Origin of the sequence: Conexibacter sp. SYSU D00693 (assembly GCF_017084525.1) — a bacterium.
Taxonomy (GTDB): Bacteria; Actinomycetota; Thermoleophilia; order Solirubrobacterales; family Solirubrobacteraceae; genus Baekduia.
The window spans coordinates 47,536-72,060 of the sequence record NZ_CP070950.1 but is presented as its reverse complement, the minus strand read 5'-3'; the positions used below and the strand labels follow the sequence as shown (position 1 = coordinate 72,060).

33 protein-coding genes and 2 tRNA genes are annotated in these 24,525 nt (G+C 74.8%); 17 read left to right on the top strand and 18 right to left on the bottom strand.

Annotated features, from left to right (window positions below):
• Position 1 precedes the first annotated feature (1 nt).
• A complete protein-coding gene (locus JUB12_RS00395; protein WP_205697645.1) occupies positions 2 to 829 on the top strand; it encodes a metal ABC transporter permease in 828 nt (275 codons plus the stop codon).
• Here the strand turns inward: JUB12_RS00395 and JUB12_RS00390 are convergent.
• Entirely contained in the window at positions 826 to 1,278 is a 453-nt protein-coding gene (locus JUB12_RS00390; protein ID WP_205697644.1) for a Fur family transcriptional regulator, read from the bottom strand. The genes JUB12_RS00395 and JUB12_RS00390 overlap by 4 nt on opposite strands.
• 169 nt (positions 1,279 to 1,447) lie before the next feature.
• Here JUB12_RS00390 and JUB12_RS00385 point away from each other — a divergent pair, with 169 nt between their 5' ends.
• The 3 genes from JUB12_RS00385 to JUB12_RS00375 all read left to right on the top strand — a co-directional run bounded on the left by JUB12_RS00385 (position 1,448) and on the right by JUB12_RS00375 (position 5,310).
• Entirely contained in the window at positions 1,448 to 2,668 is a 1,221-nt protein-coding gene (locus JUB12_RS00385; RefSeq protein ID WP_205697643.1) for an acetyl-CoA C-acetyltransferase, read from the top strand.
• Positions 2,668 to 4,869, top strand: a complete 2,202-nt coding sequence (locus tag JUB12_RS00380; protein WP_205697642.1) for a 3-hydroxyacyl-CoA dehydrogenase NAD-binding domain-containing protein — start codon at positions 2,668 to 2,670, stop codon at positions 4,867 to 4,869. The genes JUB12_RS00385 and JUB12_RS00380 overlap by 1 nt, the downstream gene beginning before the upstream one ends.
• A gap of 63 nt (positions 4,870 to 4,932) precedes the next feature.
• A complete protein-coding gene (locus JUB12_RS00375; protein ID WP_205697641.1) occupies positions 4,933 to 5,310 on the top strand; it encodes an FKBP-type peptidyl-prolyl cis-trans isomerase in 378 nt (125 codons plus the stop codon).
• Here the strand turns inward: JUB12_RS00375 and JUB12_RS00370 are convergent.
• The 5 genes from JUB12_RS00370 to JUB12_RS00350 all read right to left on the bottom strand — a co-directional run bounded on the left by JUB12_RS00370 (position 5,307) and on the right by JUB12_RS00350 (position 10,001).
• Positions 5,307 to 5,651 carry a luciferase family protein gene (locus JUB12_RS00370; RefSeq protein WP_241004368.1) on the bottom strand — a complete coding sequence of 115 codons (345 nt, stop codon included), beginning with the start codon at positions 5,649 to 5,651 and terminating at the stop codon, positions 5,307 to 5,309. The two genes, JUB12_RS00375 and JUB12_RS00370, sit on opposite strands and share 4 nt — an antisense overlap.
• Before the next feature lie 34 nt (positions 5,652 to 5,685).
• Entirely contained in the window at positions 5,686 to 6,417 is a 732-nt protein-coding gene (locus JUB12_RS00365; RefSeq protein ID WP_205697639.1) for an HAD family phosphatase, read from the bottom strand.
• Positions 6,414 to 7,895, bottom strand: a complete 1,482-nt coding sequence (locus JUB12_RS00360) for a mannitol dehydrogenase family protein (RefSeq protein WP_205697638.1) — start codon at positions 7,893 to 7,895, stop codon at positions 6,414 to 6,416. Before JUB12_RS00360 ends, JUB12_RS00365 begins: the two co-directional genes overlap by 4 nt.
• A gap of 155 nt (positions 7,896 to 8,050) precedes the next feature.
• Positions 8,051 to 9,139, bottom strand: coding sequence for a lysylphosphatidylglycerol synthase domain-containing protein (locus tag JUB12_RS00355; protein ID WP_205697637.1), 1,089 nt, complete (start codon positions 9,137 to 9,139; stop codon positions 8,051 to 8,053).
• A 4-nt stretch (positions 9,140 to 9,143) separates the two neighbouring features.
• The gene (locus tag JUB12_RS00350) at positions 9,144 to 10,001 is read right to left on the bottom strand and encodes a DUF5718 family protein (protein WP_205697636.1); all 858 of its coding nucleotides are present in this window, start codon (positions 9,999 to 10,001) and stop codon (positions 9,144 to 9,146) included.
• A 51-nt stretch (positions 10,002 to 10,052) separates the two neighbouring features.
• Between JUB12_RS00350 and JUB12_RS00345 the strand changes: the two genes are divergently transcribed.
• Entirely contained in the window at positions 10,053 to 10,376 is a 324-nt protein-coding gene (locus tag JUB12_RS00345; RefSeq protein ID WP_241004367.1) for a hypothetical protein, read from the top strand.
• Here the strand turns inward: JUB12_RS00345 and JUB12_RS00340 are convergent.
• The 3 genes from JUB12_RS00340 to JUB12_RS00330 all read right to left on the bottom strand — a co-directional run bounded on the left by JUB12_RS00340 (position 10,373) and on the right by JUB12_RS00330 (position 11,171).
• Complete coding sequence (locus JUB12_RS00340) at positions 10,373 to 10,579, bottom strand: hypothetical protein (protein WP_205697635.1); 207 nt, start codon at positions 10,577 to 10,579, stop codon at positions 10,373 to 10,375. The genes JUB12_RS00345 and JUB12_RS00340 overlap by 4 nt on opposite strands.
• Complete coding sequence (locus tag JUB12_RS00335; protein ID WP_205697634.1) at positions 10,576 to 10,803, bottom strand: hypothetical protein; 228 nt, start codon at positions 10,801 to 10,803, stop codon at positions 10,576 to 10,578. Before JUB12_RS00335 ends, JUB12_RS00340 begins: the two co-directional genes overlap by 4 nt.
• A gap of 71 nt (positions 10,804 to 10,874) precedes the next feature.
• Complete coding sequence (locus JUB12_RS00330) at positions 10,875 to 11,171, bottom strand: hypothetical protein (protein WP_205697633.1); 297 nt, start codon at positions 11,169 to 11,171, stop codon at positions 10,875 to 10,877.
• 83 nt (positions 11,172 to 11,254) lie between these two features.
• Here JUB12_RS00330 and JUB12_RS00325 point away from each other — a divergent pair, with 83 nt between their 5' ends.
• A complete protein-coding gene (locus JUB12_RS00325) occupies positions 11,255 to 11,623 on the top strand; it encodes a TraR/DksA family transcriptional regulator (RefSeq protein WP_205697632.1) in 369 nt (122 codons plus the stop codon).
• Here JUB12_RS00325 and JUB12_RS00320 read toward each other — a convergent pair.
• From JUB12_RS00320 to JUB12_RS00305, 4 genes are all read right to left on the bottom strand, one after another.
• Positions 11,620 to 11,844: a hypothetical protein gene (locus JUB12_RS00320; protein WP_205697631.1), complete on the bottom strand. Its 225-nt coding sequence runs from the start codon at positions 11,842 to 11,844 to the stop codon at positions 11,620 to 11,622. The genes JUB12_RS00325 and JUB12_RS00320 overlap by 4 nt on opposite strands.
• Position 11,845: 1 nt before the next feature.
• Positions 11,846 to 11,919: transfer RNA gene (locus JUB12_RS00315), tRNA-Arg, on the bottom strand.
• Between the two features lie 43 nt (positions 11,920 to 11,962).
• Positions 11,963 to 12,208 carry a hypothetical protein gene (locus JUB12_RS00310; RefSeq protein WP_205697630.1) on the bottom strand — a complete coding sequence of 82 codons (246 nt, stop codon included), beginning with the start codon at positions 12,206 to 12,208 and terminating at the stop codon, positions 11,963 to 11,965.
• A gap of 179 nt (positions 12,209 to 12,387) precedes the next feature.
• Positions 12,388 to 12,461, bottom strand: a tRNA-Pro gene (locus tag JUB12_RS00305).
• Between the two features lie 128 nt (positions 12,462 to 12,589).
• Between JUB12_RS00305 and JUB12_RS00300 the strand changes: the two genes are divergently transcribed.
• The 4 genes from JUB12_RS00300 (at position 12,590) to JUB12_RS00285 (ending at position 15,584) form a co-directional block, all read left to right on the top strand.
• On the top strand, positions 12,590 to 13,243 hold the full coding sequence (locus JUB12_RS00300) for a CAP domain-containing protein (RefSeq protein WP_205697629.1): 654 nt from the start codon (positions 12,590 to 12,592) through the stop codon (positions 13,241 to 13,243).
• Positions 13,244 to 13,267: 24 nt separating this feature from the next.
• On the top strand, positions 13,268 to 14,557 hold the full coding sequence (locus tag JUB12_RS00295) for a DUF1015 domain-containing protein (RefSeq protein WP_205697628.1): 1,290 nt from the start codon (positions 13,268 to 13,270) through the stop codon (positions 14,555 to 14,557).
• The gene (locus JUB12_RS00290) at positions 14,554 to 14,973 is read left to right on the top strand and encodes an OsmC family protein (protein WP_241004366.1); all 420 of its coding nucleotides are present in this window, start codon (positions 14,554 to 14,556) and stop codon (positions 14,971 to 14,973) included. Before JUB12_RS00295 ends, JUB12_RS00290 begins: the two co-directional genes overlap by 4 nt.
• Before the next feature lie 110 nt (positions 14,974 to 15,083).
• Entirely contained in the window at positions 15,084 to 15,584 is a 501-nt protein-coding gene (locus JUB12_RS00285; protein ID WP_241004365.1) for a CoA pyrophosphatase, read from the top strand.
• Between the two features lie 72 nt (positions 15,585 to 15,656).
• On the opposite strand, the gene JUB12_RS00280 is transcribed toward JUB12_RS00285, so the two are convergent.
• The 3 genes from JUB12_RS00280 to JUB12_RS00270 are packed head-to-tail and all read right to left on the bottom strand — an operon-like array spanning position 15,657 to position 17,426.
• Positions 15,657 to 16,499, bottom strand: coding sequence for an alpha/beta fold hydrolase (locus tag JUB12_RS00280; protein ID WP_205697626.1), 843 nt, complete (start codon positions 16,497 to 16,499; stop codon positions 15,657 to 15,659).
• Between the two features lie 46 nt (positions 16,500 to 16,545).
• The gene (locus tag JUB12_RS00275) at positions 16,546 to 17,016 is read right to left on the bottom strand and encodes an NAD(P)H-binding protein (protein WP_205697624.1); all 471 of its coding nucleotides are present in this window, start codon (positions 17,014 to 17,016) and stop codon (positions 16,546 to 16,548) included.
• On the bottom strand, positions 17,013 to 17,426 hold the full coding sequence (locus JUB12_RS00270; RefSeq protein WP_205697623.1) for a hypothetical protein: 414 nt from the start codon (positions 17,424 to 17,426) through the stop codon (positions 17,013 to 17,015). Before JUB12_RS00270 ends, JUB12_RS00275 begins: the two co-directional genes overlap by 4 nt.
• Before the next feature lie 65 nt (positions 17,427 to 17,491).
• Between JUB12_RS00270 and JUB12_RS00265 the strand changes: the two genes are divergently transcribed.
• The 7 genes from JUB12_RS00265 to JUB12_RS00235 are packed head-to-tail and all read left to right on the top strand — an operon-like array spanning position 17,492 to position 22,866.
• The gene (locus JUB12_RS00265; protein WP_205697621.1) at positions 17,492 to 18,652 is read left to right on the top strand and encodes an acyl-CoA dehydrogenase family protein; all 1,161 of its coding nucleotides are present in this window, start codon (positions 17,492 to 17,494) and stop codon (positions 18,650 to 18,652) included.
• Positions 18,649 to 20,199, top strand: coding sequence for a 3-hydroxyacyl-CoA dehydrogenase NAD-binding domain-containing protein (locus JUB12_RS00260; protein ID WP_205697619.1), 1,551 nt, complete (start codon positions 18,649 to 18,651; stop codon positions 20,197 to 20,199). The genes JUB12_RS00265 and JUB12_RS00260 overlap by 4 nt, the downstream gene beginning before the upstream one ends.
• A complete protein-coding gene (locus JUB12_RS00255; RefSeq protein ID WP_205697618.1) occupies positions 20,199 to 20,576 on the top strand; it encodes a VOC family protein in 378 nt (125 codons plus the stop codon). Before JUB12_RS00260 ends, JUB12_RS00255 begins: the two co-directional genes overlap by 1 nt.
• Positions 20,577 to 20,612: 36 nt before the next feature.
• Positions 20,613 to 21,077 carry an RNA polymerase sigma factor gene (locus JUB12_RS00250; protein WP_205697616.1) on the top strand — a complete coding sequence of 155 codons (465 nt, stop codon included), beginning with the start codon at positions 20,613 to 20,615 and terminating at the stop codon, positions 21,075 to 21,077.
• The gene (locus JUB12_RS00245) at positions 21,074 to 21,667 is read left to right on the top strand and encodes a methylated-DNA--[protein]-cysteine S-methyltransferase (RefSeq protein ID WP_205697615.1); all 594 of its coding nucleotides are present in this window, start codon (positions 21,074 to 21,076) and stop codon (positions 21,665 to 21,667) included. The genes JUB12_RS00250 and JUB12_RS00245 overlap by 4 nt, the downstream gene beginning before the upstream one ends.
• Positions 21,668 to 21,697: 30 nt before the next feature.
• A complete protein-coding gene (locus tag JUB12_RS00240; RefSeq protein ID WP_205697613.1) occupies positions 21,698 to 21,961 on the top strand; it encodes a hypothetical protein in 264 nt (87 codons plus the stop codon).
• Positions 21,958 to 22,866, top strand: a complete 909-nt coding sequence (locus tag JUB12_RS00235; protein ID WP_205697612.1) for a hypothetical protein — start codon at positions 21,958 to 21,960, stop codon at positions 22,864 to 22,866. The genes JUB12_RS00240 and JUB12_RS00235 overlap by 4 nt, the downstream gene beginning before the upstream one ends.
• Positions 22,867 to 22,894: 28 nt before the next feature.
• Here JUB12_RS00235 and JUB12_RS00230 read toward each other — a convergent pair whose 3' ends face one another.
• Together JUB12_RS00230 and JUB12_RS00225 are read right to left on the bottom strand one after the other, a co-directional pair.
• Positions 22,895 to 23,677, bottom strand: a complete 783-nt coding sequence (locus tag JUB12_RS00230; protein WP_205697611.1) for an MOSC domain-containing protein — start codon at positions 23,675 to 23,677, stop codon at positions 22,895 to 22,897.
• Positions 23,677 to 24,513, bottom strand: a complete 837-nt coding sequence (locus tag JUB12_RS00225) for an SDR family NAD(P)-dependent oxidoreductase (RefSeq protein WP_205697610.1) — start codon at positions 24,511 to 24,513, stop codon at positions 23,677 to 23,679. The genes JUB12_RS00230 and JUB12_RS00225 overlap by 1 nt, the downstream gene beginning before the upstream one ends.
• Between the last annotated feature and the right edge of the window lie 12 nt (positions 24,514 to 24,525).

The window sequence follows — 24,525 nt, the reverse complement described above, 5'->3', positions numbered from 1 at the left end:
CGTGGACGCCCTGCTGGACCCGTGGCAGGACCCGGTCCTGCGCCGCGCCTTCGCCGAGGTCGTACTGCTCGGTCTCGCGGGCGGCGCGATCGGCGTGTGGGTCGTGTGGAACGGGCTCTCCTACGCCGCCGAGTCGCTGTCGCACGCGCTCCTGCCGGGGCTCGTCGTCGCCGCGCTCGCCGGGCTGCCGCTCGTCCTCGGCGGTGCCGCCGGCCTCGCCGTCGCGGCCCTCGCGGTGGCGCTCGCCGGCCGCGTGCCCGAGCTCGGCCGCGACACGGCGACGGCGGTCGTGGTCACCGGCTTCCTCGGTGCAGGCGTCCTGCTCGCCCTGTCCCCCGACGTCCCCCCGCGGCTCGCCGAGCTGCTCTTCGGCGACGTCCTCGGCACGACCGACGGCGCGCTGCTGCGCGGCGCCGCGCTCCTCGCGGTCCTGGCCGCCGCGCTGTGGGTCCTGCACCCGCGCCTGGCGGCGACGGCCTTCGACCGGGCGGGCGCCGGCGCCCTGGGCCTGCGCGCGGGGCGGCTCGACGCCGCGCTCCTCGGCCTGCTGGCCCTCGTCGTGCTCGTGGCCACCGAGGGCCTGGGCAACCTGCTCGTCGTCAGCGTCCTCGTGGCTCCGGCGGCCGCGGCACGGGAGCTCTGCCACCGGCTGCGCACCCAGCTCGCCGCCGCCTGCACGATCGCCGTCGGCGCCGGCTGGGCCGGGCTCTACGTCTCCTTCCACGCCCGTACGGCGGCGGGCGCGACGATCGCGCTGGTGCTCGTCGGCGCCTGGCTGGCCGCCGCCGCGGCGGCCCGGACCGCGCGGGCGCTCCCGGCGACGGGCTAGCGCTGCTCGCGGCAGTCGCCGCAGGTGCCGTGCAGGACGATCTCGTGCTCGGCGACGTCGAAGGCCACGCGCCTGGAGACGCGGCCGATCGTCCGCTCGAGCTCGTCGTCGGCGAACGGCTGGATCTCGCCGCAGTCGTCGCAGACGAGGTGGTGGTGGTGATGGGCGCCGCCGGGGTGCAGGGCCTCGTAGCGCGCGATGCCCTGGCCCACCTCGATGCGCGAGACCAGCCGCAGGCGCTCGAGCTCGTCCAGCGCGCGGTAGATCGACGCGCGCGCCGGGCGCCGCGGCGCGTCGCGCAGGGCCTCCTCGATCTCGAGGGCGCTGACCGCGCAGGTCTGGCGTCCCAGCAGCTCGACGACGGCCTGGCGCGCCCCGCCGCGCCGGAAGCCCGCCTCGGACAGCCGCGCGGTCGCGTGCTCGGTCCAGGTCGGCGCGGCCTCGGTCATCGGCCCCAGTCTAGACGCGCGCACGCGAGGGGCGGCCGCCGCGACGCCACTGGCTGGCCAGTCAGCCAGTAGTCTCTGCGGCACGCGCTCGGCACCGATAGTTGAATGTCGGGCGCGACACGACGCTCTGTCAAGCGCGCGCCTCCGGAACGACCAGAAGAGGGATCACATGCCAGGCACCGACGCGTTGGTCTTCGACGCGATCCGCACCCCCCGTGGCAAGGGCAAGAGCAACGGCTCGCTGCATGCCACCAAGCCGGTCGACCTCGTCGTCGGCCTCATGCACGAGATGCTCTCGCGCAACACCAACCTCGACCCCAAGCGCGTGGACGACGTCGTCCTCGGCTGCGTCTCCCCCGTCGGCGACCAGGGCGCCGACATCGCCAAGACCGCGGCGATCAAGGCCGGCCTGCCCGACACCGTCGCCGGCGTGCAGCTCAACCGCTTCTGCGCCTCCGGTCTCGAGGCCGTGAACATCGCCGCCCAGAAGGTCGCCTCCGGCTGGGAGGACCTCGTCTTCGCCGGCGGCGTCGAGTCCATGTCGCGCGTGCCGATGGGCTCGGACGGCGGCGCGTGGGCGATGGACCCGGAGACGAACTACGACACGGCCTTCATCCCGCAGGGCGTCGGCGCGGACCTCATCGCCACCGTCGAGGAGTTCAGCCGCGACGACGTCGACGCCTACGCCGCCCGCTCGCAGGAGAGGGCTGCACGAGCTCAGGAAGAGGGACGGTTCGGGAACTCGGTCATCCCGGTCCTCGACCTCAACGACAACGTCGTCCTCGACCACGACGAGTTCATCCGCAAGGGCACGACCACGGAGACGCTGGGCAAGCTCAAGCCGTCCTTCGAGGTCATGGGCGAGATGGGCGGCTTCGACGCCGTCGCGCTCCAGAAGTACCACTGGATCGAGAAGATCAACCACGTCCACACCCCGGGCAACTCCTCGGGCATCGTGGACGGCGCGTCGCTGCTGGCCATCGGCAACGAGAAGACCGGCGAGGAGCTCGGCCTCACGCCGCGCGCCCGCATCCTGGCCACCGCCGTCTCGGGCGCCGACCCGACGATCATGCTCACGGGCCCCGCCCCGGCGTCGCGCAAGGCGCTCGAGAAGGCCGGCATCACGAAGGACGACCTCGACCTCGTCGAGATCAACGAGGCCTTCGCGGCCGTCGTCCTGCGCTTCGTCCGCGACATGGACCTCGACATGGAGAAGGTCAACGTCAACGGCGGCGCCATCGCCATGGGCCACCCGCTCGGCGCGACCGGCGGGATGATCCTCGGCACGATCATCGACGAGCTGCACCGCACGGGCGGCCGCTACGGCCTCGCCACCCTGTGCGTGGGCGGCGGCATGGGCATCGCGACCGTGGTCGAGGCGATCCGCTGATGGCCGAGTCGACCACGATCCGCTGGGACCAGGACGACGACGGCGTCGTCGTCCTGACGCTCGACGACCCCAACCAGTCGGCCAACACCATGAACGAGGCCTACAAGACCTCGATGGCGGCCACGCTGGACCGCCTCGAGGCCGAGAAGGACTCGATCACGGGCGTCGTGCTGACGTCCGCCAAGAAGACGTTCTTCGCCGGCGGCGACCTCAACGACCTCCACAAGGCCACGAAGGAGCAGGCCGGCGAGATCGCGCAGATGGTGCGCGAGGTCAAGGCCGACCTGCGCCGCCTCGAGACGCTCGGCAAGCCGGTCGTCGCCGCCATCAACGGCGCGGCGCTCGGCGGCGGCCTCGAGATCTGCCTGGCCACCCACCACCGCATCGCGCTGGACGCCAAGGGCGTGCAGCTCGGCTTCCCGGAGGTCCAGCTCGGCCTCCTGCCGGGCGGCGGCGGCGTCGTGCGCACCGTGCGCATGGTCGGCATCGTCGACGCGCTCATGCAGTGGCTGCTGCAGGGCAAGCGCTACTCGGCGACCCAGGCCAAGGAGAAGGGCCTCGTCGACGAGGTCGTCTCGAGCCCCGACGAGCTCCTCCCGGCGGCCAAGAAGTGGATCGCCGAGAACCCGGAGGCCGTCCAGCCCTGGGACGTCAAGGGCTACAAGATCCCGGGCGGGGCGCCGTCCAACCCGAAGCTCGCGCAGAACCTGCCGGCCTTCCCGGCCAACCTGCGCAAGCAGCTCAAGGGCGCCAACTACCCCGCCCCGAAGGCGATCATGGCCGCGGCCGTCGAGGGCGCCCAGGTCGACTTCGACAACGCGATCGAGATCGAGGGCCGGTACTTCACCGACCTCGTGACCGGCCAGGTCGCCAAGAACATGATCCAGGCGTTCTTCTTCGACATGCAGGCCGTCAACGGCCGCGCGTCGGGCGGCGGGCGTCCGGACGGCCTGGAGGAGTTCCAGCCCAAGAAGGTCGTGGTCCTCGGTGCCGGGATGATGGGCGCCGCGATCGCCTACGTCTGCGCGAAGGCCGGCATGGAGGTCGTCCTCAAGGACGTCGACCAGGCCGCCGCCGAGCGGGGCAAGGGCTACTCGGAGAAGCTCGTCGCCAAGGGCGTCGAGCGCGGCAAGGTCACGCAGGAGAAGGGCGACGCCCTGCTCGCGCGGATCACGCCGACCACCGAGCCGTCCGCGGCGCAGGACGCCGAGCTGGTCATCGAGGCCGTCTTCGAGGACCCGAAGGTCAAGGCGCAGGTCTTCGCCGAGATCGAGCCGTACCTCGCCGAGGGCGCGCTGCTCGGGTCCAACACCTCGACGCTGCCGATCACCGGCCTCGCCGAGGGCGTCTCCCGCCCGGCCGACTTCATCGGCCTGCACTTCTTCAGCCCGGTGGACAAGATGCCGCTGCTGGAGATCATCAAGGGCGAGCAGACGACCGACGAGACGCTGTACCGCGCGCTCGACGTCGCCAAGGCGATCAAGAAGACGCCGATCGTCGTCAACGACTCGCGCGGCTTCTTCACCTCGCGCGTCATCGGCACGTTCATCAACGAGGGCATCGCGATGCTCGCCGAGGGCGTCCCGGCCGCGTCGATCGAGCAGGCCTCCTCGCAGGCCGGCTACCCCGCCCCCGTGCTCCAGCTCTCCGACGAGCTGAACATGGAGCTGATGGTCAAGATCCGCAAGGCCACGAAGGAGGCCGCGGACGCCGAGGGCTCGCCCTGGGCCGACCACCCGTCCGAGGCGGTCATCGACGCGATGATCGAGGCGGGCCGTCCGGGCCGCCTGCGCGGCGCCGGCTTCTACGAGTACGAGGACGGCAAGCGCACGGGCCTGTGGAAGGGCCTGCGCGACCTGTTCCCGCCGGTCGAGGACCCGTCGACGATCTCGCTCAAGGACCTCGAGGAGCGCATGCTCTTCGCCGAGGCCCTCGAGACGGTCAAGTGCCTCGACGAGGGCGTGCTCGAGACGGTGGCCGACGCGAACATCGGCTCCATCCTGGGCATCGGCTTCCCGGGCTGGTCCGGCGGCGTCGTCCAGTACATGAACGGCTACGAGGGCGGCCTGCCCGGCTTCGTAGCCCGCGCCCGTGAGCTCGCCGCGACGTACGGCGAGCGCTTCGAGCCGCCGGCCTCCCTCGTGGAGAAGGCCGAGCGCGGCGACACGTACAGCGACGCGGCGGCGCTGGCCGCCGCGTAGTCCGTGGCGTGGGACTGGGGGGATCAGGCCCCCCAGTCCCCTCCGCCGCTAGCGTGCTGGGACATGGCGCCCAGCGAGAAGCCCACCGTCGAGGTCCCGGACGGCCCGCCGTCCTACCAGCTCGAGCTCGAGGACCTGGAGGTGGGCGACGGCGACGAGGCGGTCGCCGGCAAGGTCGTCGAGGTCCACTACGTCGGCGTGGGCTGGTCGACCAAGGAGCAGTTCGACGCCTCCTGGGACCGCGGGGACACGTTCAGGTTCTCGCTCGGCAAGGGCCAGGTCATCCAGGGCTGGGACCAGGGCGTCGAGGGCATGAAGGTCGGCGGCCGGCGGCGCATCACGATCCCGCCGATGCTCGGCTACGGCAAGCGCGGCGCGCCGCCGGTGATCGGGCCCGACGAGACGCTCGTCTTCGTCGTGGACCTGCTCGGCGTCCGTTAGGCGGCGTCCTTCGCGCGCTTGGGCGCGCGGGCCCGCAGGCGCTCGTGGTTGAGGCGCAGGAGGGCGAGGACGTCGTCGACGTCCTCCTGCGTGGCGATCCGCCGCGCCGCCAGGGCGCGGGAGGTCGGGAACGCGGGGTGGGGCTCGATCCGGCCCTCCTCGCGCAGGCGGTCGGCGTCGGCGACCGCGAAGGCGAAGTGCGCGGCGCGGTCGCCGTGGAGGTGGCCGATCTCCCAGCCGTTGACCGTGAGCGCGACCTCGCCACGCTCGCCGGGCGGATGGACCTCGACGCCGTCCCAGGACGTGGCCTCGTCGATGATCTGGACGCTTGCGGTGGGCATAGCGCGCATGCTGCACCTTCAAGCGCGGTCGAGGTCAAGGGACCGGTGAGGCCACCGCGTCCTCGACCTCGTCCCACGACGTGACGACCGTCGCGACCCCGGCCTCGAGCAGCGCCACGCGCCGCTCGTCGCGCTCGGGGAGCTGGACGAAGCAGAGGTTGCCGATCGTGGGGATGCCGGCGGCGACCGCCGACTGGGCGCCGGGCACCGAGTCCTCGACGGCGAGCGCCTGCGCGGCGTCCAGCCCGAGGCGCTCGAGCGCGTGGAGGTAGACCGCCGGGTCGGGCTTGCTGGTCGGCACGGGCAGCGAGTCCTCGGCGCTGAAGCGCACCTCGGGCGGCAGGAGCTCGTCGAGCCCGGTCGCCGCGAAGCACGCCGCCAGGCGTGGCGTGGCGCTGGACGAGACGGCGGCGAGCGTGTGGCCGGCCGCCAGCCGCGTCAGCGGCTCGAGCACGGCCGGGTCCGGGCGCAGGACCTCGCCCAGGTAGATGCTGACCGCGCGGCGCTCCTCGGCGACCCAGCGCTCGAGGGCCTCCGCGCTGAGCCGGTCGGCCATCCCGGCCTCGGCGAGGAGGTCGACGGCCGTGGTGCGGAAGTTCTTGCCCGTCGTGGCGAGCCGCAGCTCCTCGGGCTCGTAGCGGCGCTGCACGCCGTGGGCCTCCAGGAAGCGGTTGGTCACCTCGGTCGAGGCGACGAACGCGGGCTCCTCGGAGGGGAAGAGGTTGCCGTCGGCGTCCAGCAGCAGCGCGCGCGTCTCGGTCGTCACGCAGCCACCCTGCCCGCCTCTGCGCGGACGTACGCCTCGACCGTGCAGCGCAGCCCGTCGCGCTCGAGGGCCCTGAGCGCCCGCTCCACCGAGCGCACGAGCATCGGGTCGTCGGCCAGCCAGCCGAAGACGTCGTCGGTGCGCTCGAACAGCGGCGCGGGGTCGTCACCGCCCTCCTGGGCCAGCGGCTGGAGCTCGTCGAGGCGGGCGTCGCGGATCGCGATCTCCCGCCCCTCGAGGTCGGTGCCGCGCAGGTAGCGCACCCACGCGGCGACGGCCAGCGTCAGGAGCTCGTGCGGGCGGCCGCGCTCGCGGGCCTCCTCGATCGACGGCAGCAGGTACGACGGGACCTTCGTCGACCCGCGCCCGCAGAGCCGCGCGAGCTGGTCGCCGACCGCCGGGTTGGCGAAGCGCCGCAGCAGCGAGCGGCGGTACTCGTCCAGGTCGATCCCCGGGACCTCGGGCAGGAGCGGCGCCACCTCGTCGGCCATGAGCCGGTCGAGGAAGTCGTGCACGAGCGGGTCGGCCATGGCGCCGGAGGTGTCGCGGTGGCCGAGCAGGTAGCCGACGTAGCCCAGCGCCGAGTGGCCGCCGTTGAGCAGGCGCTTCTTCATGCGCTCGTACGGCGCGACGTCGGCGACGAGCTGCACGCCCACCTGGTCCAGCGGCGGGCCGTCGACGCCCAGCGCGTCCTCCACGATCCACTGGCGGAACGGCTCGGTGGCCACGGGCCACTGGTCGACCACGCCGTGGCGCTCGGCGAGCAGCGCCCGCAGGTCGTCGGTCGTCTCGGGGGTGATGCGGTCGACGACGCTGCTGGGGAAGCGGACCGCCTCGGCGATCCAGCCCGCCAGGTCGGCGTCATGGCGCCGCGCGACCTCGAGCGTGGCGCGCCGGGCGGCGGCGCCGTTCTCCGGGACGTTGTCGCAGGAGAGGACGACGAACGGCGGCGTGCCGTCGGCGCGCCGGCGGCGCAGGGCCGCGGCGATCCAGCCGAAGGCGGTCCCGGGGCGGTCGAGGTCCTCGTCGTCCTCGCCGGCGTCGTAGGCCCCGCCGGTGAGGGTTAGGGTCACGAGCCGCGTGCGGCGGTCAGTCAGCGCGGCCATGACCTCCTCCGCGTCCTCGCCCGCGAACAGGCAGCGCTGGAGCGCACCGATGACGCGCGGACGGTCGAAGCGCTCGTCGCGCTCGACGACGGTGTAGAGGCCGTCCTGCGGGACGAGGGCGTCGCGCATCGCCGGGCGGCGCAGCGACACGCCGGTGATCCCCCAGTCCGTGCTGATGCCCTGCTCGGCGAGGTCGTCGAGGTAGACGGCCTGGTGGGCGCGGTGGAAGCCACCGACCCCGAGGTGGACGACGGACGGCGTCAGGGCCGAGCGGTCGTAGGTCGGCACGGCGATGCTGCTGGGGAGGTCGGCGAGGGTGGCGTCGGCCAAGGTGGACCCGGCCGGCGCCTGGGGCGTCGGGCTGTGCGGCATGGCGTCTCCTGCTCCGGCGCGGTGGCCGGAGGTCGGGGCTTCTGGGAGAGGGCGCCGCCACAGCCCGGGTCACGGCACCGCGGCAGCGTGAGCGCACAGGTGCCCGGTCCCGGCGTGCCGACCGTCGTGCTGTCGCGGCGCGGACCCCCGGAGGCTCAGTGTGTGACCGACCGCACGTCCAGCTCGGCGAAGCGGGCGGCGACCTGCTCGCGCGACGGGCCGTGGCGCAGGCGGTGGCGGATGCGCAGGAGGCTGACGGCGCCGAGGACGACGGGCAGGCCGAGCTGGAAGACGCGGTAGCCGAGGACCGCGGCGGTCGCGAGGCCCAGCGGCGCGCCGTACAGGACGAACATCCCGATGAGGCCGCCGTCGGTCCCACCCACGCCGCCCGGCGTCGGGATGAGCGCACCGGCGTGGCCGAGGGTGTAGGCCAGGACGAAGACGCCGACGGGCGGCGTGTCGTCGCCGAAGGCGTGGAAGGCGGCGGCGAGCGCGGCGACGTCCGCGGCGTAGTAGGCGACGGCGCCCGCGATGAGCAGGAGGTCGCCGCGGCGCACCAGGTCCATGCTCGTGCGCACGCCGCCGTGCAGGAAGCCGCGCAGGCGCCAGACGAGCACGCGCAGGCGGCCGGCCGGCGGGGTGGGCGCGGGCGCGCCGGCGCGGGCGAAGCCGAGCGCGGCGGCGAGGACGACGGCGCCGAACGCCGCGGGGAGGATCGACCCGACCGCGTGCACCCCTTCGCCGTCCAGGAGGCCCGTCCACACCGCGGTGCCCGCGAGCACGAGGGCGACGAAGCTCACGAGGCTCGTGACGAGGAAGAGCGCGACGTGGCGCTCGGCGGCGAGCTGGGCGGGGACGCCGGCGCGGCGCATGACGAACGTCCCGAACGCCGGGCCGCCGGCGCCGCCCGCGGGCAGCAGGACGTTCGTGCCCTGCTCGGCGAAGCCCAGGTCGACGGCGACGCGGAACGGGACGACGCGGTCGAAGGCGCCGAGGAGCGCCGCGACGAAGCCGAGCATCGAGGCCAGCGAGCACGCGGCGGCGACGCCCATCCAGTGCCAGTCGGCCGCGTCGAAGCGGTCGCGGACCTCGCCGACGCCAGGGAGCGTCGCCAGCGCCAGGATGCCCACCGCCGCGACGGCGACGAACGCGCCGACCCGCAGCGCCAGCCGCCGCGGGTCGAACGGGAGGTCGGGCTCGTCGGTGGCCGGCCGCGTCGGCGTGGTCGTCGGGCCGGCCGTCACGAGGTCAGTCCTGCCCGCGGACGGCCTGGCGCAGCACCGACGCGGCAGGCAGCGCGTGGGCGTCGCCGGCGGCGACGGCGTGCTCGACGTCCTGCGGCGTGCTGCGGGCGCCGTCGTAGACGACGACGGTGGCGACGTCGCCGTCCTGGAGGAAGGTGGTCTCGCCGTAGGGCGTGTAGCGCGTCGCGCCGATGCCGACGAGGGCGGTCTGCGGGCGGCCGGCCTCGTGGAGGAGGGCACCGACGGGCTCCAGCGGCGTGGGGTCGCCGCCCTGCTGATGGCGCAGGCGGTCGACGACCCAGTCCAGGAGGGTCGCGCCGTAGTACGAGTAGCCCGGGAGCGGGCTGTCGATGCCGTAGGCGTGGGTCGCGCCGTCGCGGGTGAGCAAGCAGGCGAGGCGGAAGGTGCTCGTCGGCCCCGCGGGGTCGAGGTCGTCGAGGGCGATGGCGGTGCGCGCGACGCCCTTCGACGCCGCTCCCCAGTTCTTCTTCTCGCTGATGCGCTTGGCGCCGGGGCGGCGGATGGAGCAGTCGTTGAACGCCGCGATGGCGCGCGGCGTCAGGGCGGCCGGGCCGGCGTCGTCGTAGGTGACGGTGAGCAGGACGCCGACCTCCGGCTCGAGCTGGAGCTCGCCGGGCGCGTCGCGCGGGGGCAGCGCGATCGTGTCGTGCGAGAGCGGGAAGGTCCCGACGAACGTGGTCGCGTTCGGGAGGTACCAGGGGAAGATCCCCTTGGGCGCCTCGGCGGCGGCCTGGACGTGCACGAAGTCCGACGCCTCCCCGGCCTGCTCGAGGTGGCCCGCGAAGTTCCCCGCGACGCCGATCCCGGCGGCCGCGCGCAGCTCGTCCAGCGAGAGCTCCATCGGCCGGACCCTAGGGAAGGGCACCCCGAGGGCGGGCCTAGACTCCGGCGGGTGAGCCTGCACCGCGGCATCGGCGATCCCCACGGCATGCAGCCCGACCCGGTCCAGCGCCTCGCGGACTCCTTCGAGGAGCGCAAGTCCACCCGGACGCGCACCATGGCCACGGGCACCCTCGCCTGCCCCAGCTGCGACGCCCCGGCCCTCCCGGACCGCCCCCTCTCCCCCGCGGACCCGCTCACCTGCGGCTTCTGCTCCCACACCGCCCACGTCCGCGACTTCCTCTCGCTCGCGGACCCGTCCCGTCCGGCGCGGGTCGTCGTGCGGGTCGCCGTCGAGGCGCTGCCTGAGCGTCACGCGCTGCGGCGCGCGGCCTAGCGCCCGCGGGCACGCCGCCGCCGCTCGAACGCGGTGATCGCGGTGAGGGCCACGGCGACTCCGGTGAACGACGTCAGCCCGGCGAAGAGGCCTGGCTCGTCGTAGCGCCAGCCGGTCGCCCCGATCACGACGCCACAGCCCGCGGCGAACAGGACGTCGCCGACGTACGGATGCCGCTCGAAGAACGCGGCGATCCGCTTCACCAGCCGGTCCTGCCGCGGCGACGTTGGACGGCGCCCATGGCGGCGACGACGGCGAAGATGATCAGGAAGACCGTCGCCTGGTTCAGCCAGTCGAGGACCTCGAACCGCCCGTCGCCGATGGCGTCCACGGCCTCCCACACGAAGGTCGCGAAGACGATGCTGGCGATCCAAGCCGGGGCACTCGGCGCCATCCCCCGCGGCCGCGGGCCCTCTGACTCGGCCATCCCCATGGCGTGAGCCAACCACGCAGGGCGGCGTCGTGCCAGCGGAGGCGCGTCGAGCGGCGGTCCTCGGATCAGACCGTTGGTGCCCAGCTCTGGCTGTCGATGACGAGCGCCTCCGCGACGAGTGCGATGGAGATGGCGACGGCAAGCAGCCAGACGAGGGCGTGCTTGCGCGCCCGGGTTGCGGCAGCGGCGAGGAGGACGGCGCCGGCCGGGGCCGCGATCCGCAACAGCCACGGGTCCTCGCCGGCGTACGCCTCGCAGTGCTCCGCGCGAGGCGTCCCGGGGACGGGACGGTCGACCGGCGGACCCGGCGCGAGGCAAAGGTGCCGGACTGCGCCCGCACACGAGGCGCCGACGACGAGCACCAGGAGGATCGGGCCCGCGGCGCGGACCAACGCACTGGTCCTCGCGGCTGGTGAGCTCATGCCCCTCCGGGTACCCCGATGCCGTGCCATCGTCGACGCACGACGCCGTCCGCGCGCAGCTCGAGGCCAAGCGGGAGCGGTTGCTCGAGCGGGTCGCCGACCTCTCGAAGACGCCGGAGCTCGGCGCCGCGCAGGGCTTCGGCAAGCGGATCGGCGACGGCACTGTCGAGGCGGTGAGCCGTCTCACCGACATCGGTGTCGGCGGTTCGGCGGAGGTCGGCCTCGCGCGGGTCGAGCGGGCGCTCGCGAAGCTCGACGAGGGGACCTACGGGCAGTGCGACGCCTGTGGCGCGGAGATCCCGCCGGCACGGCTGCAGGCCATGCCGGACGGCGTGCACTGCCTCGCGTGTGCGGCGGCGCAGCGGCGCACGGCGCCGCCCCGCCGGCGCTAGCGACCCCGGCGCGCTTCCCAGGCCGACCCGGGCTTGGCCGGCAGGAACGCCGCGACGACGGCCACCGGTCCGATCACGACCCCGACGGCGAGCCAGACCCACCGGCCCTTCATGCCGAGCACGACCATCGCCAGCGCGTAGACGGCGAGGATCGCGACGATGAGGACCACGACGAGCACCTCACCGGCGCCGACGCTCGCGACGATCTCCGTTCCCGGCAAGCGCCCCCGGCAGGACTCGAACCTGCGGCCCGCTGCTTAGAAGGCAGCCGCTCTATCCAGCTGAGCTACGGGGGCAGCGGGCGGGATGCTGACAGGCGCGGCGGGCGGTGGCGACGCGCTAGCCGGCCTGCGCAGGGGGCGGCGCGGCGCCTCCGGTGCTCTGCGGCGGCCGCTCGTCCTCCTCGTTCACGGGACGTCCGCCGGGCTGGCGGAGGGCGTCGGCGGCGCGGCTGGCCTTCTGCTGCATGGTGCCCTTGCCGCGCGCGATGTCGGCGAGCTCCTTGGCATCCTGCTTCAGCGCGGCACTGCCACCGCGGTCGTCGATGACCTTCTTGGCCGTCTTGGTGAGCTTGCGGAAGTCCATGCACCAGCCCTACCCGCCGCCGCACCGGATGCGACGGGGTCTGACCCCGAGCATGCGACAGGCCCTGGCACCCATGCGACGGGGTCTGACCCCGAGCATGCGACAGGCCCTGGCACCGGATGCGACGGGGTCTGACCCCGAGCATGCGACGGGGTCTGACCCCGTGCGGGACCACGCAGTCGGGATGGCCGGATTTGAACCGGCGGCCCCCGCCACCCAAAGGCGGTGCTCTACCAGGCTGAGCTACACCCCGCGACCTTGGACAAGTCTACGGGCGCTGGGAGGGGGTCAGACGAACGTCCAGGACGGCGGTCGGACAGGCGTCCAAGCGGCGGCCTGGACGGTCCGTGATCTGGGGTGGTGGCCCCGATGGAGGGCGGGATGCCGCACCGCCCCGTCACCCGCTCCATCGCCGCCGCTGCCGCGGCCGGCGCCGTGCTGCTCGGGACCACCGGGGTGGCCACGACGCCCGCCGCGCCCACGAGCGCGGTCGCGTCGATCTCCAAGAAGGCCGGTAAGGTCGGGAAGACCAGCAAGGTCAGCCCACGTCGCCAGTCGAACGCCGACTGCAACGACGCCGACCTCCTGCCGACCGCCGCGAACCTCGGCCGCATCCGCAGCGCCACGCTGTGCCTGCTCAACAAGGAGCGCCGCGCGCAGGGCCGCACCGCCCTCAGCGAGCACGTGACGCTCCGCGGCGCCGCGACGTCCTACGCCCGCGAGATGGTCGCCGGCCAGTTCTTCGCCCACGACGCCCCGAGCGGCTCGACGATGCTCAGCCGCCTCAAGCGCACGACGTACCTGAAGGCCGCGCGCACCTGGGCCGTCGGCGAGAACCTGGCCTGGGGCTCGGGCGAGCTCGCCACGCCGCGGCGCACCGTCGCCGCCTGGATGGCCAGCCCCGGCCACAAGCGCAACATCCTCGACGGGCGCTTCCGCCACATCGGCATCGGCATCGTCCGCGGCGCCCCCGTGCGCGTCGACGGCGACCTCCCCGCCGCCACCTACGTCACCGAGTTCGGCGTCCGCGGCTGAGCCGAGGGGTAGCGTCGGGCTGACATGGCCGACGTCCAGCCCCTGCGAGCGCTGCGCCACGACCTCGAGCGCGCCGGCCCGCTGGCGCGCCTGATCTCGCCGCCCTACGACGTCCTCGACGCCCAGCAGCGCGCCGACCTCGCCGCGCGCTCGCCCTACAACGCCGTCCACCTCGACCTCCCCCAGGCCCCGGAGCCCGACGGCGACCCGTACCTCCACGCGGCCCTCCTCCTCGACGGCTGGCGCGACCAGGGCGCCGTCGTGCAGGACGACGAGCCGTCGCTCCTGGTCCTCGAGCAGGAGTTCGACGCTCCCGGCGGCGGCCGGCGCACCCGCCGCGGCGTCCACGCGCGCGTGCGCGTGCAGCCCTACGGCCCCGGCGGCGTGCGCCCGCACGAGCGCACGCACCCCGGCCCCAAGGAGGACCGCCTCCGGCTCACCCGCGCGACGAAGGCCAACGTCTCGCCGATCTTCGTCCTGCACGACGACCCCGAGGGCACCGTCACCGACGCCCTCCAGCGCGCGATCGACGCCACGCCCCTCTACGCCTCGGCCACCGACGACGAGGGCACCGAGCAGCGCCTGCACCGCATCACCGACCCGGACCTCCTCGCCGCGGTCTGCGCCCCCTTCGCCGACCGCGAGCTCCTCATCGCCGACGGCCACCACCGCTACGAGACCGCCCGCGTCTACGCCGACGAACAGGGCGCCCAGGACGGCCCGCACCGCTTCGTCCTCGCCCACCTCGTCGCCCTGCAGGACCCCGGCCTCGCGGTCTTCCCCACGCACCGCCTCCTCGACGACCTCAAGGACCCGGTCACCCAGGAGCGCCTCGGGACCGCCCTCAAGGAGCTCTTCGACGTCACGCCCCTCCACAGCACCGACGAGCTGCGCCCGCCCGACGGCCAGGGACCCCTCACGCTCGGCTACCTCGACCGCCACTTCAACCAGCCCTTCCGCCTCGTCCTCAAGGACCAGGCCCGCGCCGACGCCGCCCTCCGGGACAAGCCCGCCGCGTTCCGCCACCTCGACACCGCCGTCCTCGAGGCCCTCGTCCTGCGCGATGTCCTGGGCATGACCGAGGACGACGTCGCCCACCTCAACGGCCTGGGCTACTCGCGCACGGACCGGGAGGCCGTGGAGCTCATCACGAGCGGCCGCTACGACTGCGGCTTCTTCCTGCGCGCGAGCCCCGTCGAGCAGGTCCGCGAGGTCGCCGCGACCGGCGAGGTCATGCCGCCGAAGTCGACGTTCTTCCACCCCAAGGTGCCGAGCGGGTTGACGTTCAACCCCTTGGCATACTCCAGGGCATGACGCAGGTCATGAAGGCGGTGTCCTCCCGCGCGGGGACGTTCAAGCAGCACATCCAGGTCCGCGACCACCGCCTCGTGGCCGACGAGCCCCTCGACAAGGGCGGCAGGGACGCCGGGCCGGACCCGCTCGAGCTCCTCGCCGCGAGCCTCGCGTCGTGCACCGCCATCACCATGGAGATGTACGCCGAGCGCAAGGGCTGGGACGTCGGCGGCATCGAGGTGGTCTGCGACTTCGCCCCGGCCGAGCGCGGCTGTCCGACGAAGTTCGACCTGACCATGCGCTTCCCGGACCACCTCAGCGCCGAGCAGGTCGAGCGCCTGCGCGTGATCGCGGCCAAGTGCCCCGTGCACCGCACGCTCGAGGGCGAGGTCATGTTCGCCGAGCGCGTCGAGCAGGCGTTCCCCGCGGCGCCCTGAGCCCCGCCGCCACCACCTCCCGCGCGCAGCTGCGCGACCGCCTCGCGCCGGTCCTCCTGGACCCCGAGGAGGCCGCGGGGATCGTCGTCCACGGCGGCACCGACGCCGCCGTGCTCGTGCCGCTCTACGTCCACGACGGGGCGGCGCACCTCGTCTTCACCAAGCGCCGGGACGACCTGCGCCGCCACCCCGGCGAGATCTCGTTCCCCGGTGGCCGGCAGGACCCCGAGGACCCGGACCTCGGCGCGACCGCCCTGCGCGAGGCCGAGGAGGAGATCGGCCTGCCGCCCGACGCCGTCGAGGTGGTCGGTGCCCTGCAGCCCGTGCCGACGATCGCGACGGGCTTCAGCGTCTACCCCTTCGTCGGGCTCATCGAGCCGGGCCACGCCTGGACGCCCTCGGCCGGCGAGGTCGCCGCGATCCTCGAGCTCGGCCTCGACGACCTCCGCGCCGGCTACCGTCGCGAGCGGCTGCTGCGCCGGGGCATCCCCTTCCGCACCGACGTGTACGTCGTGGGCGACCAGCTGATCTGGGGCGCGACGGCCCGGATCCTCGGGGACCTCCTCGAGCGCCTCGACGCGCGCGCCGACCGCGACCTGGCCGGGAGGTAGACGAGGACCCGCGCGGGTCGCCCCGTACCTGCGCAGGAGGGAGCGGCCCGCCCGCGCCTCCGCAGCGACCGCCTACGCGGCCGCGGCCTGCGCGGCGGCGCGGCGGCCCGCCTGCACCCCGTCCTGGATCGTCTTGACCACGAGCGCCGGGTCGTCCCACATCGGCACGTGCCCGCAGCCCTCGAGGATCCGGAAGTCGACGTCCTTGATCTCGTTGCGGAAGCGCGGGGCGTGGCGCTCGAGCGGCAGGATCCGGTCGTGGCGGGCCCAGGCGACGATGACCGGCGCCGGCACGTCGCCGAGGTCGGCGAGGATCGCCGAGCCGTCGCGGATCGCCCCGTAGACCAGGTCGACGACCTCGCACTTGGTCGACGAGCGGGTCATCGCCGCGGCGTCGGCGGGCTGCACCAGCTCGCCGTGGAGCATCACGTCGCGCAGCGCCAGCCTGCGCGGGACCGGCCGGCGCATCACGCGGTCGAGGTGCGGCGCCGACGCCCGCGCCATCTTCTGCTGGCGCTTGAAGAACTTGATGATCCGCTCGCCCTCGGCGTCGCCGTGGAACCAGCCGGCGCCCGGCGAGAGGGCGGTGCACGACAGCGCCCGGCCGCGGCGCGCGAGCTCGAGGGCGATCGTCCCGCCCATCGAGTTGCCGACCACGTGCACCCGGCCGGTCATCCCCTGCTCGTCGAGCTCGGCCTCGACCAGGTCGACGGCGTCCTGCAGGCCGAAGCGCCCGGCGGTCGGCCACGCGGCTCCGCCGTCGTGGCCGGGCAGCGTCGGCGCGAACACGTCGAACTGCGCGACGAGCGGCGCGAGGACGGGCTCCCAGCAGCGCCAGGTCGCGGTGAAGCCGTGGATGAGGACGAGCGGCTCGCCCTGCCCGGCGCGGTAGCGGGCGGCGGAGATCTCCGGCATGGCGCGACCCTACCGCGCGCCGGTACTCCCGCGTTCCAGACCTCGCCTAGACGTGCTCGACCTGCAGGACCTCGTCGATCGCCGCGCGCGCCCGCGCGACCCACGCGGCCTGGTCGGCGCAGTCGGCGCGCAGGACCGCGAACGGGATCTCGTTGGTCTTGAGCGCGTGCTCCATCTCGGCCAGGCCTGAGGCCTCGAACGGCCCGCCGGCCTCGTAGACCACGCCCCGCACCGTGGTGTCGGTCGTCTTCTCGAGCATCATCTTCAGGCGCGAGCCGTGGAGCGGCTCGGCGTCGGCGCCGGCCAGGAGCCACAGCAGGACCGTGACGTTCTCCAGGGCGTAGCGCAGGGTGCCGATCCGGTCGGGGTCGCCGATCCAGCACTCGCAGCCCGCCGCCTCGAGCTCGCCGCGTTTGGCCTCGTCGCGCGTGACCGCCCGGACGGCGTGGCCGTCGGCGACGAGCTCGCGCGCGAGGGCGAGGCCGTGGCGCCCGCCCCCGACCATGAGCAGCCTCACGCCAGGCCCTCCCGGCGCAGGCGCTCGCGCTCCTCCTCGACGGTCAGCTCGGGCAGGCCCTTGCGCCGCCGGCGCGCGTTCTTGCGCTCGACCATCTGCCGGATCTCCTCCTCGGCCATCTGCTCATCCTCCTGGTCGCCGCCCGCCAGCGCGGCGCGCTCGCGCGCCAGGTCGGCCGACAGCGAGTCGGCCGTCACCTCGGGCCGGCCCTGGCGGCGCCGGCGCCGGTTGGCCGCGGCGAGCATCTGCTCGAGGTCGTCGGCCTCCATCTCGGCCTCCTGCTCGGCCGTCCGGGTCGGACGCCAGTCCAGCTGGCGCGAGCCGTTGCCCGGCGCCATGAGCCCGAGGAGCAGCAGCGCGATGAGCAGCCCGACCGTCCCGCCGAGGATGATGACCGTGAACGGGTCCACCGCCCGCCAGCGTACGCGGGACGGACCCCGCGGCGCTCGCGCCCCGGCGTAGGCTGCGCGGCGCCATGGACTTCAGCCTCACCGACGAGCAGGAGCTCGTCCGCGCCACCGCCAAGCAGTTCGCCCACGAGGTCGTCGCCCCGCGGGCCCGCGAGAGCGCCCGCAACGCGCGCTTCGACGTCGAGCTGGTCGGCAAGATCGCCGAGCAGGGCTACCTGGGGGCGATCGTCCCGCGCGAGTACGGGGGCGCCGGCCTGGACTACCGGACCTACGGCCTGGTCGTCGAGGCCGTCGGCGGGGTCGACAGCGCGATGCGCACGGTCATCAGCGTGCAGACGTCGCTCGTCTGCTCGGCGATCCTCAGGTGGGGCACCGAGGAGCAGAAGCAGGCGTGGCTGCCGCGGCTGTGCTCGGGCGAGGCGCTGGGCTGCTTCTGCCTCACCGAGCCCGACACCGGCTCGGACGCCGCCAACCAGCGCACGCGCGCGGCGAAGGTCGACGGCGGCTGGCGCATCACCGGCTCGAAGATGTGGATCTCGCTGGGCAACCACGCGAAGCTCGCGCTCGTCTTCGCCCAGACCGACCCCGAGAAGGGCCACCGCGGCCTGGCGGCGTTCCTCGTCGACACCGACCAGGACGGCTTCCAGCCGCAGGAGATCCACGGGAAGATGGGCCTGCACGCGTCGGACACCGCCTCGATCGCGCTCGACGACGTCTTCGCCCCCGACGCCGCGCTGCTCGGCGAGGTCGGCGACGGCTTCAAGGTGGCGATGGGCGCCCTGGACTCCGGCCGCTTCTCGGTCGCCGCGGGCTGCGTCGGGATCTGCCAGGACTGCCTGGACGAGTCGACGCGCTACGCCACCGAGCGCCGGCAGTTCGACCGGCCCATCGCCTCCTTCCAGCTCGTGCAGGCGATGCTCGCCGAGATGCGCGTGAAGACCGACGCGGCGCGGCTGCTCGTCTGGCGGGCGGGATGGCTGAAGGACACCGGCCAGCCCAACACGACGGAGACGTCGATCGCCAAGCTCTTCGCCACCGAGGCGGCGCAGTGGTGTGCCAACGAGGCCATCCAGGTCCACGGCGGCGCGGGCTACGTCGACGACCACCCCGTCGAGCGCCACTTCCGCGACGTGCGGGTCACCACGCTCTACGAGGGCACCTCGCAGATCCAGCGGCTGATCATCGGCCGCTCGCTCACCGGCATCAACGCGCTCGTGCCCTCGTGATCGGCGTCGTCGGCGCCGGGACGATGGGCTCCGGCATCGCCCAGCTCGGCGCCATGGCGGGCGACGGCGCGCTCGTGTTCGACCCCGTCGAGGGCGCGGCGGCGCGCGGGGTCGACCGGGCGCAGGCCGGCCTGGAGAAGCTGCGGGCCAAGGGCCGGCTCGAGCGCGAGCCGGGCGTGCTGCGGGTCGCGCCGTCGCTGGACGACCTCGCGGGCTGCGAGGTGGTCGTGGAGGCGGCGCCCGAGCGCCTCGACCTCAAGCACGAGCTCGTGGCCGAGCTGTCGGGCATCGCGCCAGACGCGGTCCTCGCCTCGAACACCTCCTCGATCCCGATCACGGCGATCGCGCGCGCCGCCGCCGACCCGTCGAAGGTCGTCGGGCTGCACTTCTTCAACCCCGCGCCGCTCATGCGGCTCGTCGAGCTCATCCCCGCGCTGCAGTCCTCGCCCGCGTCGCTCGACACCGCGCGGGCGCTGGGCGAGCGGATGGGCCGCCACGTCATCGAGGCCGCCGACGTGCCGGGCTTCCTGGTCAACCGCTGCAACCGTCCCTTCGGCCTGGAGGCCCTGCGGCTGCTGCAGGAGCGCATCGCGGACGTTGCGACGATCGACCGCATCGTCCGCGCCGCGGGCTTCCGCATGGGGCCCTTCGAGCTGCAGGACCTCGTCGGCATCGACGTCGGCCTCGAGGTCTCGCGGTCCTTCGCCGAGCTGTCGTTCGGCGAGCCGCGCTGGCGGCCCTCGCCGCTCAGCGCGCAGCGGGTGGCGGCAGGCCGGCTCGGCCGCAAGACCGGCGAGGGCTGGTACCGCTACGCGGAGGGCCGCCCGCACCGGCCCGAGGACCCGCCCGCGCCCGAGCCGGGCGCGCCGGACGGCGCGGGGCTCGTCGTCGTCGCCGGCCACCTGCCCGTCGCCTTCGAGCTCGCCGGTCTCGCCGCGGAGGCGGGCTTCGACGTCGTCGACGAGGAGGGCGCCGACGGCGAGGTGCCGTGGCTCATCGTCGACTGCGGGGGCGCGGAGGTCCCGCTGCAGGGCGGGCCGCAGGTGCTGCTGTGCGCCGAGGGCTCGCTGCACGCGCTCGACCCCAGCGGCAGCTCCGCCGGCTTCCACTGGCTGCCCGGCGCGCAGCTCGCCGAGCTCACCCGCTCCTCGACGACGACCGACGTCGCCGCGGCGCGGGCCGAGGCGTTCTTCCACGGCCTGGGCCTCCACACCGCGTGGGTCGGCGACGCGCCCGGCCTCGTCCTGGGCCGCATCGTCTGCCAGCTCGTCAACGAGTGCGCGTTCGCCGTCGGCGAGGGCGTCGGCTCGGCGCAGGACGTCGACGACGGCCTCCAGCTCGGCCTCAACCACCCACGCGGCGCGCTCGAGTGGGCCGACGCGGTCGCACCCGCCCACGTGCTGCTGGTCCTCGAGGCGCTGCGCGAGGAGCTCGGCGACGCCTACCGCCCCGCGCCGCTGCTGCGCCGGCTCGTCGCCTGCGGCGAGGGCTTCCACGGCGAACTCGACGACGGCCACGACCACGACCACCACGACCACCCGCACTGATGCCCATCACGCGCAACGTCTGCCTGGACCACCTCAACCTCCACGTCTCGGACATGGAGCGCTCGCGCGCCTTCTACCGGGCCGCCGTCGCGCCGCTGGGCTTCACCGAGCTCGTGCACGAGGAGTGGGTGCTGTTCGGGCCCGAGGGGGCGCAGGACCTCTGCCTCGTCCCGCACGCCGACCCGCAGCCCGTCCACGTCGCGCTGGCCGCCGCCAGCCGCCTGGAGGTGGACGCCTTCCACGCCGCCGCGCTGGCGGCCGGCGGCACGGACAACGGCGCGCCGGGCCTGCGCCCGCAGTACCACGCGGGCTACTACGGCGCCTTCGTCCTGGACCCCGACGGCCACAACCTCGAGGCCGTCTTCCACGAGCGCTGACCTCACGTCCGCGCCCGTCCCATCGTCATGGGTGGCGTGAAGCCGTTCCAGCGGTTCCTCGACGAGCAGCGCGACGGCGTCTGGCGCTACCTCGTGGCGGCCGTGGGGCGGCAGGACGCCGACGACCTCTTCCAGGAGACGTTCATGGCCGCGATGCGTGCCTACCCCCGCGAGCCCATCGCCAACGAGCGCGCGTGGGCGCTGACGATCGCCCACCGCAAGGCGCTGGACCACCACCGTGCCCGCGCGCGGCGGCCCGTCCCCGTCCAGGACGTCCCCGAGGTCGGCGTCGTCGACGGCCATCGCGTGCTCGAGGAGCCGACGTGGGCGCAGGTCCGCGCGCTGCCGCCCAAGCAGCGTGCGGCGGTCCTGCTGCGCTTCGCCGGCGACCTCGCCCACGCCGAGGTCGCCGCGGCGCTCGGCATCAGCGAGGAGGCGGCGCGGCGCAACGTCCACGAGGGCCTGCGCAAGCTGCGCGCCGAGGAGGCCGCGCTGCGATGACCGAGCCGCTGGCCCCTCCCCCGTTCGACCCCGAGGCCGCGGCCGCCGCGGCCGAGCGCTTCGCCGCCGCCGCCGAGCCGGACGTCGCCTACGCGCTGCACGACACGCCGGTCGGGCGGGTGGTCCTGGCGGCGACGCGGCGGGGGCTCGTGCGCGTCGCCTACGAGGACTTCAACGGCGGCGAGGACGAGGTGGTCGACGACCTCGCGCGGCGGGTGTCCCCGCGCGTGCTGCGCGCGCCCGCCCGCCTGGACGAGGTCCGACGCGAGCTCGACGAGTTCTTCGCCGGCGAGCGACGCGCGTTCGACGTCGCGCTGGACTGGTCGCTCGTGCAGGGCTTCGGGCGCAAGGTGCTGCAGGCGACGGCGCGGATCCCGTTCGGCGAGACCGGCTCGTACGCGTCGGTCGCCGCGGGCGCGGGGTCACCCAAGGCGGTGCGCGCGGCGGGGACCGCGCTCGGGCGCAACCCGATGCCGATCGTCGTCCCGTGCCACCGCGTGCTGCGCAGCGGCGGTGCGCTGGGCGGCTACACCGGCGGCGTGCAGCGCAAGGTCACGCTGCTCACCGTCGAAGGCGTCCTGCCCGCCTGAGCACCGGTGCCGGGTCGCTACGCTCGGAGCGTGGCCCACGCCACCGAGATCGACCCCCTCGCCGTCGCCCGCGCGCTGCGCTCCGGGCCGGCCACGCTGAGCGCGCTCGACGCGCGCCTGCACGGCCCTGACCGCGAGGCGCTGACGTGGGCACTCGAGGACGCGACGCGGCGCGGCTGGGTGCACAGCACGGCCGACCTGGGCTGCCCCGACGGCGTGTGCGGCGACGCGCCGCCGACCCTGCTGACGCTGACCGACGACGGCCGGGCCGCGCTGCGCGCGGCGGGCCGGTGAGCACCGCGGCGCTCGCGGCGCTCGCGGACGTCGAACGGCTCGAGCTGCCCTCCGTCGACCGCGGCGTCGCCAGCGCGATCCGCGTCACCGCCGACCGCGCGGCCGCGCTGCTGCACGGCGGTGCCGCGCGCCCCGCGCTGCTGGCGGGCGCGATGGACGCCCCCGACGCGGTCGACGCCGCCGCGCACGCCCTGGCTGCCGCGCTGCGCGGCATCGCCACGGAGGACGCCAGCGACCACGTGGCGATGTTCGTCGGCGTCGCGGCGGGCCTCGTCTCCTCCGTGCCGCAGGAGGCGGTGGACGCCAACGGCACGGGCGTGCGGCGGCTGCTGGCGCGCAGCGAGGCGCGGCCCACGCGCCAGTCGCGCCTGACCGAGCTCTTCGTCGCGGGCACGCTCGTGCGCACGACCGCCCGGCGCGTGCCGCTCGAGGAGGGCCTGGACGCCGTCGCCGCCGTGGAGCGCGCCTGCGAGGAGGTCGACACGCTCGACGTCGACCACCTGCTCGACCACGTCTACGGCACCGGCCGGGCGGCGACCGGCGTCGAGACCGCGCGCGCGTCGCTCGTCGGCGGCGCGCTCGCGCTCAACGCGGTGCAGCGGATCACCGGCGGTGTCCTCAACGGCGACGCCGGCCTGCAGCACAAGGGCTGGACGCGCGCGGCGGCGCTCGTCGCCGAGCTCGCCCGCCTCGCCGGCCACGACCTCCACGCCGCCGACGTCCGCGCCGCCGCCGCGCGCATGGCCGCCGACGAAGGCCTCCTCGGCCGCCCGGACGCCGCGATCGGCGACGTCCTCACCACCGCGCTGGGCCTCCAGGCCGCGGTCGCCCTGGGCGGCCTCGACGATGCCGGCCCCGCGCAGCACCTCCTCGCGCGCCTCGTCGCGCACGCCGCCCGCTGCTGACCCCCACGGCAGGCGTCACACGCAGGCGTCAGACGCCGGTCGCTCGGACCTCGTCGCCGAGGCGGATGGTGCCGGTGCTGACGACGTCGGCGCGCAGGCCGCCGCGGTGCACGAGCGGGCGCAGGAGGCCGGGGCCCGAGAGGCGGTCCAGGTGGGCGCAGGGCTCACACAGGCGCCGGCCGCGGCAGCGGACCTCGCCGAGCAGGAACTCGCGGCCGACCAGCGCGTTGAGCTCGACGCCGCGGGTGACGACGTTGCGGCGTGCCGCCGCGCCGCGCAGCCCGACGTCGTCGAGCACGGCGGCGTCCACGAGCGTCAGCGCGCCCCCGGGCCGACCGTCGGTGAACGTCCCGCGCGCCGCCCAGTAGCGGTCGCCCTCCAGCCCGCGGCCCGCCTCGGCGACGACCTCCGCGACCGCGGTCATGGGCGCCTCGGCCTCCGGCGCCACGAGCAGCTCGACGACCTCGCCGCGCCCCGGGTCGCCCGCGCCTCCGTGGCGCCACAGCGCGACGTCGAGCGGCGAGATCGCCCAGCCCTCGACGACCGGCGCCGTGCCCGCGCCGTCGGGGTCGTAGACCGGGCCGGCCGGCGAGCCGAACTGGACGGTGCAGGCGCCGCCCTCGTGGACCGCGATCCACGGACCGCCCCAGCTGAACTCCCGCGGCTCGCGGATCGGCACCGGCCCCAGCGCGCGCTCGGCCAGCCACGTGCGCAGCGGCGCGACCGGGTGCTCGCCCGCCTCGGGCAGCGGGACGGTGTGGACCTCGACGCCCAGCACCGAGGCCAGGCACCGCGCGAAGGACCCCCGCATCAGGCGCCGGGGCGCGGGAACTGCAGCCGCATCATCCGGTCCCAGACGCGATCGCCCACGAGCTTGCGCTGCGTGAGCATCACGTGCGCCGAAGCGCCGACGACGATCCGCGGACGCGGCTTGCCGATCGCCGACTCGATCGCCTTGGCCACCGCCTCGGGCGGCGCGGCCAGCCGCGCCATCGGCCCGCGGTAGGCGCCGGCGGTCGCGTCGCTCACCGCCCGGTTGAACGACGCGTACGGCCCGGCGGCCTCCGGGATCGCGCCCGTCGCCGCGTCGCCGAACGCCGTGCGGATGAGGCCGGGCTCGACGACGGTCACCGCGACCCCGAAGCCCGCGACCTCGAAGCGCAGCGCGTCGCTGAGCGCCTCGACCGCGTACTTCGTCGCGTGGTAGGCCCCGCCGCCCGGGAAGACGAGCCGCCCGCCCATCGACGAGACGTTCACCACGCGCCCCCAGCCCTGGTCGCGCATGCCCGGCAGGCAGAGCTGGCTGAGGCGCAGCAGGCCGAAGACGTTCGTCTCGAACTGGCGGCGCACGTCCTCCATCGCCAGCGACTCGAGCGCCCCGGACTGCGAGTAGCCCGCGTTGTTGACGAGCACGCCGACGGCACCCTCGCGCGCGACCACCTCGTCGACGGCCGCCCGCATCGACGCCTCGTCGCAGACGTCGAGCGCGAGCGTCCGGCACCCGCGCGCGGCGAGGTCGGACAGCGCCTCGACCCGCCGCGCGGTCGCGTAGACGGTGTGGCCGCGCGCCGCGAGGCGCTCGGCGGTCGCCCGCCCGATCCCGGAGGAGCACCCGGTGACCAGGACGGCCTCGGAGACGGCCGGCATGGGCCGATCCTG

What these genes read in the sequence shown, in the direction of transcription:
- JUB12_RS00390 (WP_205697644.1), bottom strand. Translation starts at nt 1,278, where the DNA reads ATGACCGAGGCCGCGCCGACCTGGACCGAGCACGCGACCGCGCGGCTG.
- JUB12_RS00385 (WP_205697643.1), top strand. Translation starts at nt 1,448, where the DNA reads ATGCCAGGCACCGACGCGTTGGTCTTCGACGCGATCCGCACCCCCCGT.
- JUB12_RS00380 (WP_205697642.1), top strand. Translation starts at nt 2,668, where the DNA reads ATGGCCGAGTCGACCACGATCCGCTGGGACCAGGACGACGACGGCGTC.
- JUB12_RS00375 (WP_205697641.1), top strand. Translation starts at nt 4,933, where the DNA reads ATGGCGCCCAGCGAGAAGCCCACCGTCGAGGTCCCGGACGGCCCGCCG.
- JUB12_RS00370 (WP_241004368.1), bottom strand. Translation starts at nt 5,651, where the DNA reads ATGCCCACCGCAAGCGTCCAGATCATCGACGAGGCCACGTCCTGGGAC.
- JUB12_RS00360 (WP_205697638.1), bottom strand. Translation starts at nt 7,895, where the DNA reads ATGCCGCACAGCCCGACGCCCCAGGCGCCGGCCGGGTCCACCTTGGCC.
- JUB12_RS00350 (WP_205697636.1), bottom strand. Translation starts at nt 10,001, where the DNA reads ATGGAGCTCTCGCTGGACGAGCTGCGCGCGGCCGCCGGGATCGGCGTC.
- JUB12_RS00335 (WP_205697634.1), bottom strand. Translation starts at nt 10,803, where the DNA reads ATGGCCGAGTCAGAGGGCCCGCGGCCGCGGGGGATGGCGCCGAGTGCC.
- JUB12_RS00310 (WP_205697630.1), bottom strand. Translation starts at nt 12,208, where the DNA reads ATGGACTTCCGCAAGCTCACCAAGACGGCCAAGAAGGTCATCGACGAC.
- JUB12_RS00300 (WP_205697629.1), top strand. Translation starts at nt 12,590, where the DNA reads ATGCCGCACCGCCCCGTCACCCGCTCCATCGCCGCCGCTGCCGCGGCC.
- JUB12_RS00295 (WP_205697628.1), top strand. Translation starts at nt 13,268, where the DNA reads ATGGCCGACGTCCAGCCCCTGCGAGCGCTGCGCCACGACCTCGAGCGC.
- JUB12_RS00290 (WP_241004366.1), top strand. Translation starts at nt 14,554, where the DNA reads ATGACGCAGGTCATGAAGGCGGTGTCCTCCCGCGCGGGGACGTTCAAG.
- JUB12_RS00280 (WP_205697626.1), bottom strand. Translation starts at nt 16,499, where the DNA reads ATGCCGGAGATCTCCGCCGCCCGCTACCGCGCCGGGCAGGGCGAGCCG.
- JUB12_RS00265 (WP_205697621.1), top strand. Translation starts at nt 17,492, where the DNA reads ATGGACTTCAGCCTCACCGACGAGCAGGAGCTCGTCCGCGCCACCGCC.
- JUB12_RS00255 (WP_205697618.1), top strand. Translation starts at nt 20,199, where the DNA reads ATGCCCATCACGCGCAACGTCTGCCTGGACCACCTCAACCTCCACGTC.
- JUB12_RS00245 (WP_205697615.1), top strand. Translation starts at nt 21,074, where the DNA reads ATGACCGAGCCGCTGGCCCCTCCCCCGTTCGACCCCGAGGCCGCGGCC.
- JUB12_RS00230 (WP_205697611.1), bottom strand. Translation starts at nt 23,677, where the DNA reads ATGCGGGGGTCCTTCGCGCGGTGCCTGGCCTCGGTGCTGGGCGTCGAG.
- JUB12_RS00225 (WP_205697610.1), bottom strand. Translation starts at nt 24,513, where the DNA reads ATGCCGGCCGTCTCCGAGGCCGTCCTGGTCACCGGGTGCTCCTCCGGG.